Source organism: Blautia sp. NSJ-175, assembly GCF_022867815.1.
Lineage (GTDB): Bacteria > Bacillota > Clostridia > Lachnospirales > Lachnospiraceae > Blautia > Blautia celeris.
In genome coordinates this window covers 257753-274856 of record NZ_JALIFQ010000002.1, presented here as the reverse complement: position 1 = coordinate 274856, position 17104 = coordinate 257753, and the positions used below count along the sequence as shown (strand labels likewise).

At 49.1% G+C, this 17104-nt stretch carries 10 protein-coding genes; 7 read left to right on the top strand and 3 right to left on the bottom strand.

The genetic code is table 11. The features are described 5' to 3' along the window. Positions 1-119: 119 nt before the first annotated feature. Positions 120-1076 (top strand): 3'-5' exonuclease, encoded by a 957-nt coding sequence (locus MUB35_RS04730; RefSeq protein WP_033140667.1) that lies wholly within the window; start codon positions 120-122, stop codon positions 1074-1076. Between the two features lie 75 nt (positions 1077-1151). On the opposite strand, the gene MUB35_RS04725 is transcribed toward MUB35_RS04730, so the two are convergent. Together MUB35_RS04725 and MUB35_RS04720 are read right to left on the bottom strand one after the other, a co-directional pair. Beyond that, the gene (locus tag MUB35_RS04725; RefSeq protein WP_186971030.1) at positions 1152-2669 is read right to left on the bottom strand and encodes a response regulator; all 1518 of its coding nucleotides are present in this window, start codon (positions 2667-2669) and stop codon (positions 1152-1154) included. A 20-nt stretch (positions 2670-2689) separates the two neighbouring features. Beyond that, positions 2690-4432: a cache domain-containing sensor histidine kinase gene (locus MUB35_RS04720; protein ID WP_103732287.1), complete on the bottom strand. Its 1743-nt coding sequence runs from the start codon at positions 4430-4432 to the stop codon at positions 2690-2692. Positions 4433-4726: 294 nt separating this feature from the next. Between MUB35_RS04720 and MUB35_RS04715 the strand changes: the two genes are divergently transcribed. From MUB35_RS04715 to MUB35_RS04690, 6 genes are all read left to right on the top strand, one after another. Continuing rightward, on the top strand, positions 4727-6055 hold the full coding sequence (locus MUB35_RS04715; RefSeq protein ID WP_033140665.1) for an ABC transporter substrate-binding protein: 1329 nt from the start codon (positions 4727-4729) through the stop codon (positions 6053-6055). Between the two features lie 82 nt (positions 6056-6137). Beyond that, on the top strand, positions 6138-7025 hold the full coding sequence (locus MUB35_RS04710) for a carbohydrate ABC transporter permease (RefSeq protein WP_033140664.1): 888 nt from the start codon (positions 6138-6140) through the stop codon (positions 7023-7025). Next, positions 7026-7868 carry a carbohydrate ABC transporter permease gene (locus tag MUB35_RS04705; RefSeq protein WP_018595299.1) on the top strand — a complete coding sequence of 281 codons (843 nt, stop codon included), beginning with the start codon at positions 7026-7028 and terminating at the stop codon, positions 7866-7868. Between the two features lie 4 nt (positions 7869-7872). Then, positions 7873-10212, top strand: coding sequence for a glycoside hydrolase family 65 protein (locus tag MUB35_RS04700; protein ID WP_186971029.1), 2340 nt, complete (start codon positions 7873-7875; stop codon positions 10210-10212). Then, on the top strand, positions 10199-11068 hold the full coding sequence (locus MUB35_RS04695; protein ID WP_186971028.1) for an HAD family hydrolase: 870 nt from the start codon (positions 10199-10201) through the stop codon (positions 11066-11068). The genes MUB35_RS04700 and MUB35_RS04695 overlap by 14 nt, the downstream gene beginning before the upstream one ends. A 26-nt stretch (positions 11069-11094) precedes the next feature. Then, positions 11095-15420: a discoidin domain-containing protein gene (locus tag MUB35_RS04690; protein WP_186971027.1), complete on the top strand. Its 4326-nt coding sequence runs from the start codon at positions 11095-11097 to the stop codon at positions 15418-15420. Between the two features lie 60 nt (positions 15421-15480). Here MUB35_RS04690 and MUB35_RS04685 read toward each other — a convergent pair whose 3' ends face one another. Beyond that, entirely contained in the window at positions 15481-17079 is a 1599-nt protein-coding gene (locus MUB35_RS04685; protein ID WP_186971026.1) for a D-alanyl-D-alanine carboxypeptidase family protein, read from the bottom strand. Positions 17080-17104 lie beyond the last annotated feature (25 nt).

Genomic DNA, 17104 nt, shown 5'->3' with positions numbered 1-17104 from the left:
TTGTATAACATGAATGAGAATGCCATGTTGCACCTTACAGAGAATAATGGTAAAATCAAAAAAGATGAAAAACCACGGGCTGCCGGGAACGAATATAAAGAGAGCTGCAGGACTTAATTATGAACTATATTGTATTTGATTTGGAATGGAATCAGTGCCCCTATGGTAAGGACAGGGAGAATAAAAGGCTGCCCTTTGAGATTATTGAAATAGGAGCCGTGAAGCTGGATGAGAACAGGAAAATGACAGACCAGTTCCATGAGATCGTCAAGCCTTCTGTGTACCACAGGCTGCACTACCGCACAAAAGAAATATTGCATATTGATAAGCAGACACTGGAAAACGGTGTTCCGTTCTCCAAGGCGATCCGCAGATTCCTGAAATGGTGCGGGGAAGATGTGATGTTCTGCACCTGGGGCCCCTCCGATCTGGTGGAGCTGCAGCGCAATATGAAATACTACAGGCTGACCTATCTGCTGGAAGGCCCGCTCCGCTACTACGATGTGCAGAAGCTGTTCGGAATCTCCTGTGAGGGTGATAAGACCAGCCGCTCCCTGGAATATGCCATTGATCACATGAAACTGGATAAAGGGGAAAATTTTCACCGGGCGCTCAATGACGCTGTCTACACCGCTGAAATCTTCGCCCGTCTGCCTATGGACACAGTGAGAAAGTTTTTCTCCATTGACTGCTATCAGAACCCCAAGTCAAAGAGTGAGGAGATCCATACGGTATTTGATGATTATTCCAAATACATTTCCAGGGAATTTCCCACAAAAGAGGATGCCATGAAGGACCGGGAGGTGGTCAGTACCCGCTGCTTCTTCTGCGGAAAGACCGCGAAAAAGAAAATACGCTGGTTTTCTCTTAATCCAAAGACCCACATGTGCCTGGCCTACTGTCCGGAACATGGATATTTCCGGGGTAAGGCAAGACTGAAAAGGACAGATGAGGGAAAGTATTATGTGGTCAAGACAGTGAAGCAGATCAGTGAGGAAGAAGCTGAGGAAGTAAGGATGAAGAGGGACGCGCTGAGAAAGAAAAGGCGTGCAAAGAGACACCAGGATTATTATTAGAGAGAAAAACCCCATCGGAAAGCTGCCGGTAACCGACAGCCTTCCGATGGGGTTTTATGTATGATGGGGCCAGCCTCATCCCCGGAATTCTTTAGGGGTCATCCCCACATACTTTTTAAATATGGCGGAGAAGTAAGCCGGATCATTGAATCCCACCTGTTCCGCAATCTCGTAAGTCAGTATGGATCTGTCCGAGAGAAGTTCCTTTGCCCGCTCGATCCGTTTCAGGTTGATGAAATCCGTTATGGTATGTCCGGTCTCCTTCTTGAAAGTCCGGCTCAGATAGGAGGGATTCACATGCACATGTCCGGCAAGCTGCTCCAGGGTGATAGGCTCCTTTAGATTTTCTGTTATGTAGGCAATGGAGTCTTTTACGGTTTTGCTGTAGCTTATTTCAGAGGCCAGGAGTGTTTCCCTCAGAATCTGGAGCAGGCTTTTCACAATACTTTCCAGCTCGAAAATATTGGACGAATTCTCAATGGAATGCAGCAGGTTGTTATCCGGCATTTCCAGGCCCTTTTCCAGCAGAATGTGGGTGCCGGTGTAATAAATGTGGATACAGAGGTTCTTCACATCACTGGATTTGGCAAAATTACTCTGCAGTTTGATAAAAATACTGTTTAAAATCTGTTCCGCCACGTCGAAATCCAGGCTGATGATGGCATTTTCCAGCTCATAGACAGACAGTGTCTCCCCGGCGGAGAGGGTATAATCCTCAGCGGTTCCCTGCTCCTGGTAAAAGGCAATGTTGTCCTGGGAGTAGAAGTTCAGCGTCAGCGCCCGGATGGATTCAAAGACCGCCACAGAATATTCCCCCGGGCTTGTGTGGTGGCTGCTGATGCCGATGGTCAGTTTCTGTTCATAGAAGGAATCCGCCATGGCTGTGATGTCACGGCAGTTCTGCAGCAGCTCCCGGGGAACGGCAGGGCATCTGCCGGTGCAGGCAGGGTAAAAATAGATGGCAATGATCAGGTTGTTATATCGGTAGCAGTAACTGTTTGATTTAAGCTTGATTATGATCTCCTTCAGGGCGGATATATTTCCGGCATAAGGTATAAACTGAAAGGCAGCTACATAATAGCTTTCCAGGGATATATTATATTCTTTCAGCCTGGCTGCCAGTGTGTCGGAGTAGGAGGCATCTGTGAGCTCCTGGAGAAGCTGGTCTATCATGAAGGCTACATCAGACTTCTTTGCCGTGTTTTTCTGCCTGGAGGCTATGATCTTCTTCTGCGCGCTCTGTACAGAGGCCACGACCTGTTCTATGGAGATCGGCTTGAGCAGAAAATCGCTTACGTTGTATTTGATGGCAGTTTTGGCGTACTCGAAGTCAGCATATCCGGTCAGGATTATGACCTTGATTTCCGGATAATGCTCCATCACATATTTGGCCAGGTCAAGGCCGTCGGATTCCGGCATGCGGATATCCGTTATAATAATATCTACCGGATTCTCTTTCAGTTTTTCAATGGCTTCCAGCCCGTCACTGGCGGTGTCCTGGATAATGCAGTCAATGGCTTCCCAGTTCACCACCTGGGTAAGTCCTTTTCTTATGGTGGTTTCGTCATCCACGATCATCAGGTGAAATATCATAATGTGTTTCCTCCGTACAGCTAATCAACTATTAATGGAAGTTTAAAAGAAATTGTGGTGCATACGTTCAACGTGCTTGTTATCTTCAGATGAGCCATTTCCCCAAAAAGGAGATACAGGCGCCTGTCCAGGTTGCGCAGCCCAATGTGGGTGTGTGATTCGTCTGAAGACGGACGGATATCGCAGATGTCGGGGATGGTCTCAAAACCGATTCCGTTGTCCGCCACAAGGATTTCCATGCAGTCCTTATGTTTGATCACATTGACCACCAGCTTTCCCTTGCCTTTTTTCGGCTCCAGGCCGTGGACAATGGAGTTCTCAACAAGGGGCTGGATACAGAAGCAGGGGACTTTGTAGTGCAGCAGGGAAGAGTCGGCCTGTATTTCCACGGATATTTTTTCCTCAAAACGCATTTTCTGCAGGTAGGTATAGAATTTCACATAGCGCAGTTCATCTTCCAGTTTCACATAGGTGAAATCCTTGGACACCACATTGGCCTTCAGCAGTTCTCCCAGGGAGATGACCATCTGGTATATCTCAGGATTGTTGGTCATCTGGGCTTTCCAGGCTATAGTGTTCAGGGTGTTGAACATAAAGTGCGGGTCCATCTGTGACTGCAGTGCTTTGATCTCCGCGTTTTTCAGCAGGAGCTGCTTCTCCAGATTATCTTTATAGTAAGTGTCCAGTTTATCCAGCATATGGTTGAAGGCATCCGCCAGGTTGTTGAACTCCGAATACATCTCCAGAGGCGGGAGGCGGTCCTTTTTGCCCTCGGCGATCTTATTGATCTGATAGATCATATTGTCAATGGGTCTTGTGACTGCGCGGCTGATGATGATGGAAATACACAGCACCAGTGTGACAATGACAGCCAGAACCAGCATGTAAGTCCTGAGTGTGTCATTGAGCTTTTCCAGCACCTGATTCCTGGGCGCGGCGACCACGGAGGTCATGTCCAGATTGGGCAGCTTCTCCGCTGCAGTCAGATAGGACTGTCCGCCGGCATCTATTTCTTCCAGATACGTTTCATTATTCAGAAAATCCAGTTTCCCGGAGATCTCATCCGCGCAGGGCAGACTCTGGCTGTCGGTGATCAGATTGATCTCATCATTGTACAGATAGATGAACCACTCCCGGTCAATGCCTGCGTTGTAGAAATCGATCAGGGTGTTTTTATTTACATTGATAATAATGGTAGCCACATACTCACCGGTATAGGAACTGAAAATATTTCTGACAAAATAGAGTACGGACGGTGTGGAGTCCTCCATCTTTATGTTCAGATTGGGGTCTGAGGTGGAGATGGACTGCAGGATATCCTGATTTGCCTTGATATTTACGGTTCCCGGCCCGGATGTGGCAAGGTAATATTCGGAGGGGCTTTGAAAAATGCAGACGCCGTTAATATAGTTCTGTTCCCACATATAAGTATTGATCAGAAGGAAACTCATCTGCTTTTCGATATCCAGCTTATTGCGGGAATCATCCACGGAAGGCTCTATGGCTTCTCTTATAATGGTGTTGGAGACAAAGAGCGCGTTCACATAGTCCAGATTGTTCACCTGGTCTGTGATGTTCTGGTTGACCTGGGAGAGCTCCTTCATTACCTGTTGTTTCTGGTTTTCAATCAGTATATTGGCAGTTTTTTTATAAAAGAAGATTCCGCTCAAGATCAGGGAAACAGCCAGTATGACGGTTATCACCAGGGTGATGTACATTCTCAACGTGCCTTTTTTCTTATTGATAAACAGGGGAATTGCCATAAAACATCTTCTTTCTGTAAGATTATTATTTAATATTATATCATAAACCACCCCGGTATTTTCGTGCTCCTGTAAAATGAGCAAAAATTTACAAGAATAGGTAAAAAATATTATAGATTAGCAGAAAGTAGTAGATTTTCTGTAATGATAGCAGATATGATGACAAGAAAGAGTAAAAAATAATGATGGAACGGGTAATTGTAGTCTATTCAGAAAAATCAGAAAATTTTATATAATTTTTACATCAGGAAGCTGAGTAAAAAACGAGTTCAGCGAAAAAAGGAGGAACTGTTTATGAGAAAGAAACTGGTAAGCGTGCTGCTGTGTGCAGGTATGATCGCATCTATGGCAGCCGGATGCGGCAGTAATGAGGGCGGAAACAGCAAACAGGAAGAGACAAAGTCATCCGATGGTAAAGTGGTGCTCAACGTGATCAATTACCACGTAGGTACAGACTATGCGGCTGAATATTATGATTACCTCTTCACGGAATTCCAGAAGACAGAAGAGGGCAAGAATGTAGAATTCAAATTCGAGGAGATTCCCACAACAGATGCATACAACCAGAAGATCAAACTGCTGATCTCCAGCGGTGACCTTCCGGACATTGTATTCAACGGTGGAAACAATATCATCAATCTGGCCGTGGAGTCAGGAAAGGTTCAGGATCTGACATCGTACTTTGAGGAAGACCCGGAGTGGAAAGCCCAGTTTGATGAGAGTTCACTGGAATTTAATTCTGTGGACGGCAAGATCTACGGTGTTCCTGTGTCAAAGGAGATATCCTATATCTACTATAACAAGGATTTATTTGAGCAGGCAGGTCTGGAAGCTCCTGATGTGGCGTATGAGACCTGGGATGACTTCTTCAAGGCATGCGATACCCTGAAAGAAAAAGGAATCACTCCTCTCGGAATGGATACCGCGGACCTGGGATGGCTGACAAACCTGTGGTACAGCGGACTGATCGGAACTGCAGGGGATACCGGCAATGAGTTCATGAATGCCATGTATCCTACAGATTATAATACTCCTGAGGTTGAAAAAGCCACCACAGATTTACAGAAAATGCTGGCTGAATACACCACAGCAGACGCAGTGGGCGGCAAATACGATACCATGGCAACTCATTTCTTCAACAGTGAAGTTGCAATGTTCCCCAACGGACCGTGGATGATCCCGGATATCAGAAGTGAAGAGAAAGCACCGGCAGGCTTCTACGACAAGGTGGGCATTATGCTCCTTCCGGAATACGGTATGGAAATGGTTCCCACACCGGGCGATATGGTGGGCGCAAAAGACCCAGAGAAAATTGAAGCGGCAGTTGCATTCCTGAAATTTGAGACATCCATTGAAAACCAGTTAAAGGGACTGGAAATGGCCGGCCTTCAGCCCGTATCCAGCCAGGTTGAAATCCCGGATTCCCTGAAGGATTCCGATCCTCTTATGGCGGAAGTCCTTGAGATCCAGCCAAAGGCAAAATGGACATATGGACAGAACCAGGCGTACTGGTACCAGAATGTTATTGACACATTCTCCACAGAACTTCCGGAGCTTGCCTATGCAAATATCACCCCTGAAGAATTCTGTACAAAACTTTCCGAAGCAGCACAGAAAAATTAACAGGAAATAAATAGCTTAAAATGGGGTTGTTGTACAAAATCTTACAAGGTACAGCAGCCCCATTTTCAGAAAGGGGATAACTATGAGCACAAAGAATAAAAAAGTATGGATTGCACTGTTTATTGTGCCGTGCATGATTTTATTCGTATTGATCTATGCAGCACCCATCGTTACGGTTCTGTACACGTCCTTATGTGAGTATACGGTTTCCACAAGCCCGGTACTGAAAGGACTGGAAAACTTTAAAACCATTTTCCAGGACAAGGATTTCCTGGAATCCATCAAGAATACCCTGGTATGGGTGGTTCTGCAGAGTACCTTCCATGTGTCTCTGGGATTTATCATGGCGCTTGTACTGCGCAGAAAACCCAAAGGCTGGAAGTTTGTCAGAACAGCCTATATGATACCGAATATCATTCCCACAGCAGCCACTGGTGTTATGTTCACACTGCTTCTGAACCCAACCTTCGGCGTGCTGAAATCCGTATACGGCATTTTCGGCCTGGATGCCGCTCAGATCCCCAACCTGTTCGGCAATTCCAAGTTCGCCTTCTGGACAGTGACCTGCACCTGGATTCTGTACTCAGGTTTCAACACCATTATATTCCTGGCAGAGATGGGCGCTGTGGACACAGCCATCTATGAAGCAGCCAGAGTGGACGGGGCAAAGCCGTGGCAGATGGACCGCTATATCACCATCCCCCTTATGAAGAATATCTTCGGTACCTGCGTAGTGCTGGCATCTGTGGCCATGGTATCTCAGTTCGATATCATCTATGTGACCACAAAGGGCGGACCGGGCAACTCAACTTTGAACCTGCCCACTTATCTGTACAAAGTAGCGACTCTGGAAAATAACTACGGCAAGGCCAACGCAGTGGGTGTGATCCAGATTGCCCTGGGACTGGTTCTGGTAGTCTTCATCCAGGCATTGTTCCGGGAGAAAAAAATGAAACAGGAGGGGAAATAAATGTATCATGAGTCAAAAGTGAAAAAAGGCCTTCTGGGTATACCGAAATATATCTTTATGCTGTTCTTCGTTCTGATCGCCGTAGGCCCCATGATCTGGGCTTTCCTAAGCTCCTTCAAGACTTATGCGGAGATCAATTCCTCCGCCATTGCGCTGCCGAAGAGCCTGAATCTGCAGAACTATAAAGACGCCTTCAAGTACGCGCCTATTGCAAAGTATTTCCTGAACAGTGTGCTGATCGTGGGTATCAGTGTTCTGGTGACGGTCTGTGTGGTTGCCATGTGCGCCTATGTGGTTTCCAGGTTCCGTTTCAAACTGAAGACAGTGATTGTGCTTATGATCTCCGCATCCCTGATGCTTCCGGCACAGGCTATCTCCCAGCCGCTTTTTGCTATTTTCAAAGCGCTCGGAATCTTCGATACAAAGCTGGGGCTGATTCTGGTGTATTCCGCAATGGGGATTCCCATGTCCTTCTTTGTCATGGTGAGTTATTATGAGACGATCTCCACTGCACTGGAAGAGTCTGCTTACATAGACGGAGCTACATTTTTACAGACATTTCTGCATATTATTCTGCCGCTGGCGAAGCCGGGCCTTGTGACCATTGCGCTGCTGCAGTTTATCAATACCTGGAATGAGTTTTATTTTGCTCTTATGCTCACAAGCGGTGACAGCGCCAGGACCGTGCCCATTGCCCTGAACTATTATATGGGAACCTTTGCGAACAACTATTCTGCGCTGTTTGCGGCAGTGGTCATGACGGTTATGCCGACGATCTTAGTGTTTATTATCCTGCAGAGGCAGGTTATGGAAAGCCTGACAGCAGGTGCAGTGAAAGGATAAATGTATGGATACCAACAAAAAACCAATTTACCCGGTGGAGCCCTGGAACATTACGGAGACTGAGTTCAGGGTTGAGAATAACTACAGAAATGAGACTACATTCGCCCTGTCAAACGGATATATCGGCACAAGGGGAACCTTTGAGGAAGCCTATGATTTTGACATTGATACAGGGCTGGAAGGAAACTTTATCAACGGGTTTTATGAGAGCGAGGAGATCCGCTACGGGGAGGCCAATTTCGGCTCCCCTCTCCACAGCCAGTCTCTTCTAAATCTGCCCAACGCAAAGAAGATCAGGCTGTACGCAGGCGGGGAGGAGTTCCATATACAGAAAGGCACGGTCAGTGATTACAGCCGTGTGCTGCGCATGCGTGACGGAATTCTGGAGAGAAGTCTGGTCTATACCACGCCCGGCGGCAAGCAGATGCGCATACAGATCAGCCGTTTTGTATCTTTCCGGTGGAAAAATATAATGGAGATCCGGTACTGTGTGACGCCTCTTAATTTCTCCGGGGAACTCACTTTTGTTACCGGAATTGAGGGAAATGTGGAAAACCACACCAGAAAGACCAACCCCATTGTGGATTATGGTCCTTTTGGGCGCAGACTGGAGCCGACGGCTGTGAAGGCGGACGGGGACAGCATTTACTATGAGGCAGTCACCAGGAACAGCCGTCTCACCGCAGCCTGCGGATGTATGCACCATCTGGAGGGGGCACCATATGAGGTCAGCGCCTGCAAAGAAGAGCTGGCTGTGTCCCTTACCTATACCGCTGCGGCAGAGCGGGGAGAGACGGTCTGTCTGGAAAAATATATATGCTACAGTTCCGACCTGGATATGGATAGAGAGGAGCTGGAGACGTATACCGGGAAAATGCTCCGGTGTGCCGCCGCTGCAGGATATGCGCAGGCGGAAAAAGAGCAGATCAGCTACATGAACCGATACTGGGAAAAGGCCGATGTGGTAGTGAAGGGGGATGAAGCCCTGCAGCAGGGAATCCGTTTTAATCTGTTCCACATCATGCAGTCAGCCGGGCGCGACGGAAGAACCGGAATGGGGGCCAAGGGACTCAGCGGTGAGGGATACGAGGGGCATTATTTCTGGGATACGGAAATGTATGTGTTCCCTGTATTTGTCTACACAGACCCTGAGATCGCTGCGCATCTGCTGGATTACCGCTACGGCACACTGGATAAGGCAAGGGCCAGAGCCAGGATACTGGGGCATGATAAAGGCGCTCTGTACCCATGGAGGACCATCAACGGGGAGGAGGCGTCCACCTACTATCCCCTGGGAACGGCTCAGTATCATATAAACGGTGACATTTCCTATGCCCTATGCCTCTATCTGGATGTGACAAAGGACAAAGAATTTTTCCTTGAAAAGGGAGCAGAAATGCTCATAGAGATGGCCCGGGTATGGGCAGATGTGGGAAGCTTTGCGGAATGTAAAGGCGGAAAATACTGCATCTGTGATGTGACAGGCCCGGATGAATATAATGTGCTGGTAGATAACAATTTCTATACAAACCTGTTGGCAAGGGAGAGCCTGCGGGCTGCCCTGAAGGCTGTCAGGTACCTCAGGGAACAGGAACCGGAGAGATACGAAAGCCTTGCCGGGAAACTGGATTTTGCCTGGGAGGAGACAGATTTGTGGGATAAGATCATTGAGAATATGTATTTCCCATACGATGAGAAGCGTCAGGTCTATCCCCTTGATGACGGATTTATGATGCGCAAACCGTGGGATGAGTCTAAGATCCCGCCGGAAAAAAGGGCATGGCTGTATGAAAACTATCACCCGCTGTTCATTATGCGCCACAGGATGTCAAAACAGGCGGATGCCATTCTGGGCATGTATCTGTACAGCAATCTGTTCACTGAGGAAGAGCTTAAGAGAAATTATGATTTCTATCAGGAGGTAACACTGCACCACTCTTCCCTTTCCACCTGTATCTTCGGGATCGTAGCCTGTGAGATCGGTTATTACGATGAGGCGTATACCTACTTCTCCCAGTCTGCCAGAATGGACCTGGATGACTACCACAACAACTTCTACGCGGGTATCCACGCTGCCAATATGGCGGGAACCTGGCAGGCAGTGGTAAATGGGTTTGCAGGGCTGAGGACCAATGACGGCACACTGCGCTTTAAGCCGTATCTGCCGGAAAAATGGGAGGGATATCAGTTCTGTATCGGTTATCAGGGCAGCACCCTCAAGGTGGAGATTGGAAGAAACGGGGCTGACTTTACCCTGCTTGAAGGAAAGCCTGCAGTCTTCTATGTAAACGGGAGAGCGTGCAGTATCAAAGAGGAAGGAGGTACCTGGCATGAAGAAATATAAAGCAGTATTTTTTGACTGGGACGGGACTGCGGTCTTTTCCAGGACAGCGCCTGTGGATCAGGTTGTTGTTCCCATGAAAAAGCTGTTGGCAGAGGGCGTGAAGCTGGCTGTCATAAGCGGCACCACCATCAATAATATCGGAGGCGGAAAGCTCCATGAATATTTTACCCTGAAGGAGAGGCAGAATCTGTTCTACGGTCTGGGCAGGGGGGCTTATAACTACCATTTTACGGATGACGGACGGCCCGAAGTCTTCTGCAGTCTTATCCCGGATAAAGAACTGATGCTCAGGATACACAGGGCGTGTTACAGGATCCATGAGCGGCTGCTCCAGGAGTTCGATTTTAAGACAGACATCGTATTTTCCCGGCCAAATTACTGCAAGATAGATATTCTTGTGGAAAATGACAGGAACGGGCAGTTGTTTTTCCAGGAGCACGAGCTTGACAGCCTGAATCAGACCCTGAAAGAGCACGGGATCGGTGATCTGAGACAGCTTATCCGCATGGCGGAGGAGATTGGCAGGGAGGAGGGATTATCCCTGTCAGCAACCACGGATGCCAAATACCTGGAGGTGGGATTGTCCAGCAAAAGCGACAATGTAAATGCTATCCTGGAGCGGCTTGGCACTGCGTGGGGCATTCAGGCTGAGGACTGTTCTTTCTGGGGGGACGAGTATATCGGGCTCTCAGAGGGACTGTTCGGCAGTGACAGCTTCATGATCACAGAACGGACCATGGCAGGGGATTTCTTTGACGTGTCAGAGGCACGGGGAGAGCGCCCCGAAAATGTGCAGGTACTGGGAGGAGGTGTGGAACAGTTTATCGGCTTTTTGGAAGCCCAGAGTAATTTATAATTAAGACAGGTTAAGAGGATGAAAGTATGAGGAGATTAGGAAAAAGAATTCTGGCGGGCATCGCTGCCTGCTGTATGGTCTGCACCACTATGCCGGAGATTCCGGTGTGGGCGGACGCAGAGGGAACTACCTATTACGTGGACCAGGACGGGGGGAACGATGATGCGTCCGGTACCAGTGAAGCGGAGGCCTGGTCCTCCCTTGACAAGATCAACAGTGTTACATTTCAGCCCGGCGACCGTATTCTCTTTCAAAAAGGAGATGTGTGGACAGGGCAGTTAAGTCCCAAGGGGTCCGGTGAGGAGGGAAATCCCATTGTCATCGGCGCTTACGGTGAAGGGGATGAAAGGCCCAGGATCGACGGCAATAACTGGTGCGGGGAAGACGGGGATGACCTGGAAAACAGGATCTTTAACTCGGCTGTCTACTTCTACAACCAGGAATACTGGGAGATCACATCCCTGGAAGTGACCAACAGAATACCCGGGGACAACCCGGATGACCACATTAAGAAGTACGGGATCCTGATCATGGGAGAGGACGCGGGGACACTGCGCCATATGTACTGTCAGAATCTGTATGTGCATGATGTAGTCTCACACCCCATCGGTCAGCAGGCCGGCATCGGGCGCGGCGGTATCATTTACATTATCAGGGGCAATCAGGTACCTACCAATTGGGATGATATTGTAGTGGAGAACAACTATGTCGGGCCGAATATCAACCATTACGGCATCAACTTCCTGTCCACATGGGGAAGCAGTCAGTTTCAGCACGAGAGCGGCATTCCGGACAGCGAGTATGCAGGTCAGAGGGTCAACAGCACCAATCTTGTGATCCGCAACAACTACTGCAAGGATATCGGAAACGCGGCGATTTGTCCCTCCGCCTACAGCAATGCCCTTATAGAGCACAACACCTGTGACGGCTGCAACAGCGGACCTAACGGAAACGTGCCGGTATGGTGGGAGAACGGTGACTGTACCGTGGTGCAGTTCAATGAGGTCTTCGGTTCAGGCGCGTCCAGCAGCAAGGAGGATTCCCAGGCATTTGACGCGGATGTGAACGCGAAACTGAATTATATTCAGTACAACTATACACATGACAACCCGTCAGGCGCATTTTTCGAGTGTGCCCTGGGGACAAAATACACTACATATATCCGTTACAACATCAGTGAGAATGACGGATGGGGAACCAACGTATACGGCGGCGGGGCTATTGTGACCCTGGGCGGATATTCCAGCGGAAGCGGAAATAAGATGTATGTGTATAACAATGACTTTTACCTCAGTGAAGGCCATGACAGCTATATCACCAACAACTGGGACCAGCAGCAGTTAAACGATGCGGACTTCCAGTTTAAGAACAATATCATTTACAGTGACGCCCAGTCCAAAGGCTGGAGTGAATGGTTTAAGGGCAGCGTGGACAACAATGCTTACGGCGGCACGGACCAGAATATCAGAAGAGCGGATGATGAAAATGCATTGGAAGTTAAAGCTTCTGATTTTGAGGATCTGGGAACAGCAGGCGCCGGAGTGGACGGGTTTAAGCTGAAAGAGACTTCCGGCTGTATAGGCACGGGAGCGCTGATACCGGATAACGGCGGACTTGACTATTTCGGCAATCCGGTATCCTCTGACGGATACCCCAATGTCGGCGCTGACAATAGTTTTGCTGAGATTGGTGCGCAGAATGCGGGAATCGACTTCGAGGACCGTCCTGAGGAGGAGACAGCACTTACAGGCTCCTACGCAGACTGTGATTTCCGGGAGGGATGGCTTACCGCACAGACAGGAAGCTCCAAAGAGCTGTACGGGGACGGACAGAGTACGGTATATAAGATCAGCCTTCCGGACAATAAGACCCTCAAATCCTTCCAGGCACACTGCTCAGGAAGCGCTCTGGTGAAGATCGGGGGCAATGGATATGAGAAGACATTCAACATTACAACACTGAAGAATACCTATGAACTCCAGATTCCATCTGCTATCAAGGAAATGACCGTCACTGTCAACTCCCCAAAAGGAAGCAGTGATGTAAAGTTTGACAACCTGGTTTTGGAGGATGCGGAGTATGCGAGATACAACCTGGCACTGAACCAACCCGCTTATTCAGATGGGAACGACCAGTACTCACCATCCTGCGGAAACGACGGGGATGAGGGAACCATGTGGGTACATGCAGGGGATGACCTGGACGGCTATTGGTTCGTGGATCTGGGACAGGATTATGACCTGTCTGATTTTGAGCTGGTGTTTGAACAGGATGAAGAGAATGCCTGGGGTTACACCATAGAGGCAGCACGTGATGGTGAGGAGTACTTTGAGGAACAGCCTATTTATGACGCGTCAGAAAATACAGATGGTTCCAGAGTGCAGACCGGAAGCTTTGAACCGGGTACTTCCTATCGGTTTATCCTGATCAGACTGACAAAATTCCCGGGGGATGACTACTGGCCCGGATTTGCGGAATTTAAGGTTTATGAGAGGGACAACAGTGAGCTTGACAAATCCGCTTTGACAGATCTGATCCTGAAAGTAAAATACATGCAGCAGGGAAATTATACAGATGAGTCCTGGCAGAATCTGATGAATGCACTGGAACAGGCAAAAGCAGATTTTAACGCGGCAGTTACACCGGAGCAGGTGGATGCAGCCATTTATGCACTTCAGGCAGCAGTGGACAGTCTGGATGAGCATACAGACGGCAATCTGGCACTGAATAAGCCGGTGACATCATCTGCGGAAGAGTATGCGCCTGCATCAAACGGCAATGACGGAAGCACAGATACTTTATGGATCGTAAACGGTGACGCTGTGGAAAATCTGCTTCCTCAGTGGTGGCAGGTGGATCTGGGCAGTGAGTTTGTACTCAGCAATTACCAGCTTGATTTTGAAAAGGACGAGGCAGAGGGATTCTGGCAGTACAGAATCGAAGGCTCAAAAGACGGAGAGAATTTTGATGTCCTGGAAGATAAGACAGAGTCCGAGAGCGGTATCCGTACGGAAACAGGTACACTGACATCTGCGGAGAGTTACCGTTATGTCAGAGTGGTTCTCACAGGATTCCCGGAATACGACGGTGCGGACTACTGGCCTGCATTTGCGGAATTCCAGGTATTCGGGCAGGAACCTGCAGAGCCGGAAGTGGATAAAGAGCTTCTGAAGGCGAAAGTGGAAGGTGCAAAGGCCTTGAACCCGGATAAATATACGGAGGAGAGCTACGGCGTCCTTCTGGATAAGATCGCAGAGGCGGAAGTAGTGATTGAAGACGATGAGGCAGCACAGGAGCTGGTGGACCAGAAATGTGATGAACTGCAGGCTCTTATCGATGCCCTTGAAGTCAAAGTGATCGAACAGGTGAAGAAAGACAGGCTTGCTGCAATGGCAGCGGGATGCAGGGAGGCTGATCCTGAACTATATACGGAGGAAAGCTTCCGGAACCTTACCGATGTACTGGCTCAGGCATCCGAAGCACTGGAAGAGACCTGGTATACCCAGGAGATGGTAGATAATATTTCAGCTCTTCTGGAGGAGGCCGTAAATGGTCTGGTACCGACAGAGGAGGTTTCAGCGGAGGACACGGCAAGGGATCTGGCGAAGATGAGACTGGCCCAGGCAGCAGCACTTGATACAACCCTCTATTCAGAGGAAAGTCTCGAGAAGATTGCGCTGCAGAGCAAAGCACTCAGCGATGCCCTGGAGAATCCGGAACTGACAGCTGAGGAGATCAACAGCCTGACAGCACAGCTTACAGCGGCTCTGTCTGAACTCACAGATAAGGAAGAGCCTGCGGAAGTTGACAGAGAGAAGCTGAATGCCAAGATCATTGAGGCAAAGGCTATCGAGCAGGGTGATTTTACAGATGAAAGTTATGGAAATCTGCAGAATGCCATAATTGCAGCCGAGGGCGTATACGCGGATGAGAATGCCACACAGGAACAGATTGATGAGCAGGTAGAACTGCTGAAAAATGCCATATCCGCACTGGAGAAGAAACCGGCAGAAAAACCGGATGATCCGGATGATCCGAAAGACCCGGAAAAACCCAGTGACCCGGAAGATCCTCATAAACCAGGTACCACACCAACGACACCTACGACACCGGGGGATAACGGCAGTGACAAACCGAAACCGCCTGCAAAACCGTCCGGAAGCGGACAGGGAAATAAGAATACCGGCACCAACAACAATGGAAGCGGCGCAAAAGGTACTTCCGGCGGCAGTAGTGTGAAGTCACCCAAGACAAAGGACGAGGCAAGGACAGGAATGTTTGCAGGTCTCTTTGCAGTATCGGCGGCAGGTATCATTGTATTGGAAATGAAAAAGAAAAGAAGCAGAAGATAACAGAAGGAAACGGGAAACCGGGGCAGCCAAACCATAGAGGGGAGGCTGTCCCGGTCTTTCTTATTTCTTCTTTTTTTTGTTCCTGGCCTTCTTTTTCCGGTGTCTTTTGATCTTAATGATAAGCAGTACAATATAGAAGATAACGGCTGACAGCAGGAAAATGAGTGCCGGATACTTCCACGTGGGCATGTTCCGGAAGTTATATTTAAGTTCCTGGAAGAATTCACCCAGGGAACTGGAAGAGGTCTTGGGTGTTCTTTCGGCAGACGCGCTGTCCGCGGTGTTATTCTGTGCGGCTGCCCCGGCTGTATTTGCTGTATTGGCAGGAGAGTCTTTGACCGCATCCAGGAATTCCGGCAGGGTGAGGGTCGGACAGACCTCTGCATGGCTTGTTGAGAGGAGCTGCTCGCCCAGATAATACTCTGTGGTCTGTATCTTTTTTTCCAGGGAAGTCTTACGGGTTAGTTTCTCAACAGGCAGGTCTGTCGGCAGGTCCGCTGTTGCGGTATCTGTAAAACGCGTCATCGTTTTAGCTTTGGTCAGGTTGTAGAGATAATGCTCAATGGGCAGGGGTTTCAGACATTCAACCTCCCCCTTCTGGGCAAGAACTACCTTGTGGAAATTGGAAAATCCGTAGTCTAAAAGTGCCGCGGTATCCGGATACTGATAGACGGCATTGTCGGCCAGGACCACAGAAATCAGGTACATGCCGTTTCTCTGGGCATATGTCACAAGCGAGTTTCCGGCATCGCTTGTGTATCCTGTTTTTCCGCCCAGACATCCATCGTAATGCATGTCACCGGATACCAGCATTTTGTGATGGTTGTTCAGCCAGCGTTCCTCGTCTGTGATGTTGGTCTTTGGCTCAATGTAGTATTCTGTTCCGATGATCTTGCGGAAGGTCTCGTTTTTAAAGGCTTCTCTGGCAATATTCGCGAGATCCCGGGCTGTGGTGTAATGTTCCGGGTCATGAAGGCCGTTGGCATTGACAAAGTGGGTGTTTTTGCATCCGAGCTTCTCCGCTCTGGCGTTCATCATATTTACAAAGTCAGGGATACTGCCGCCCACAAACTCAGCTACGCCGGATGAGACCTCATTGGCGGATGCCAGCAGGATAGCGTACAGGCTCTGTTCCATGGTAAGTATCTCGCGGGGCTTAATGCCGATATGAGTGCTGCCGGGTTCTATGCCGTTTACAGCCTCAGCCGAGAAGGTGACCTGGTCTGTCAGAGCGCTGTTCTCAATGGCAATCAGGGCTGTCATGATCTTAGTGGTGCTTGCCGGGTACCTCTTTTCGTCGATACCCTTGGCGTAGAGTATCTCCCCTGTCTCTGCATCCATAAGAATGGCGGTTTCCGCAGCTACCTGCGGGCCTGTGGGCCACCCCGGAAGCGCATCGGACTGGACTTCCCAGTTATAACTGTCCGGCGGCGCATTTGGATCCTTTGGTGCCTCGGCGGCATCTGCAGGTACGTTTGGGTCGGCCGAGGCGGCATTTGGATCGGCTGCTGCGGCATTTGGATCGGCTGCGGCAGCGTTTGGGTCAGCAGGTGCCTGCGCTGCGTTCTGGGCAGCTCCGTATACTGAGGCCTGTCCGCTGCCGAGAAGAAGGCAGGAGGCCAGGACCAGGGCATTTATCCATAGTTTGGTTTTTTTCACAATAAAATCCTCATTTCTTAAAGGC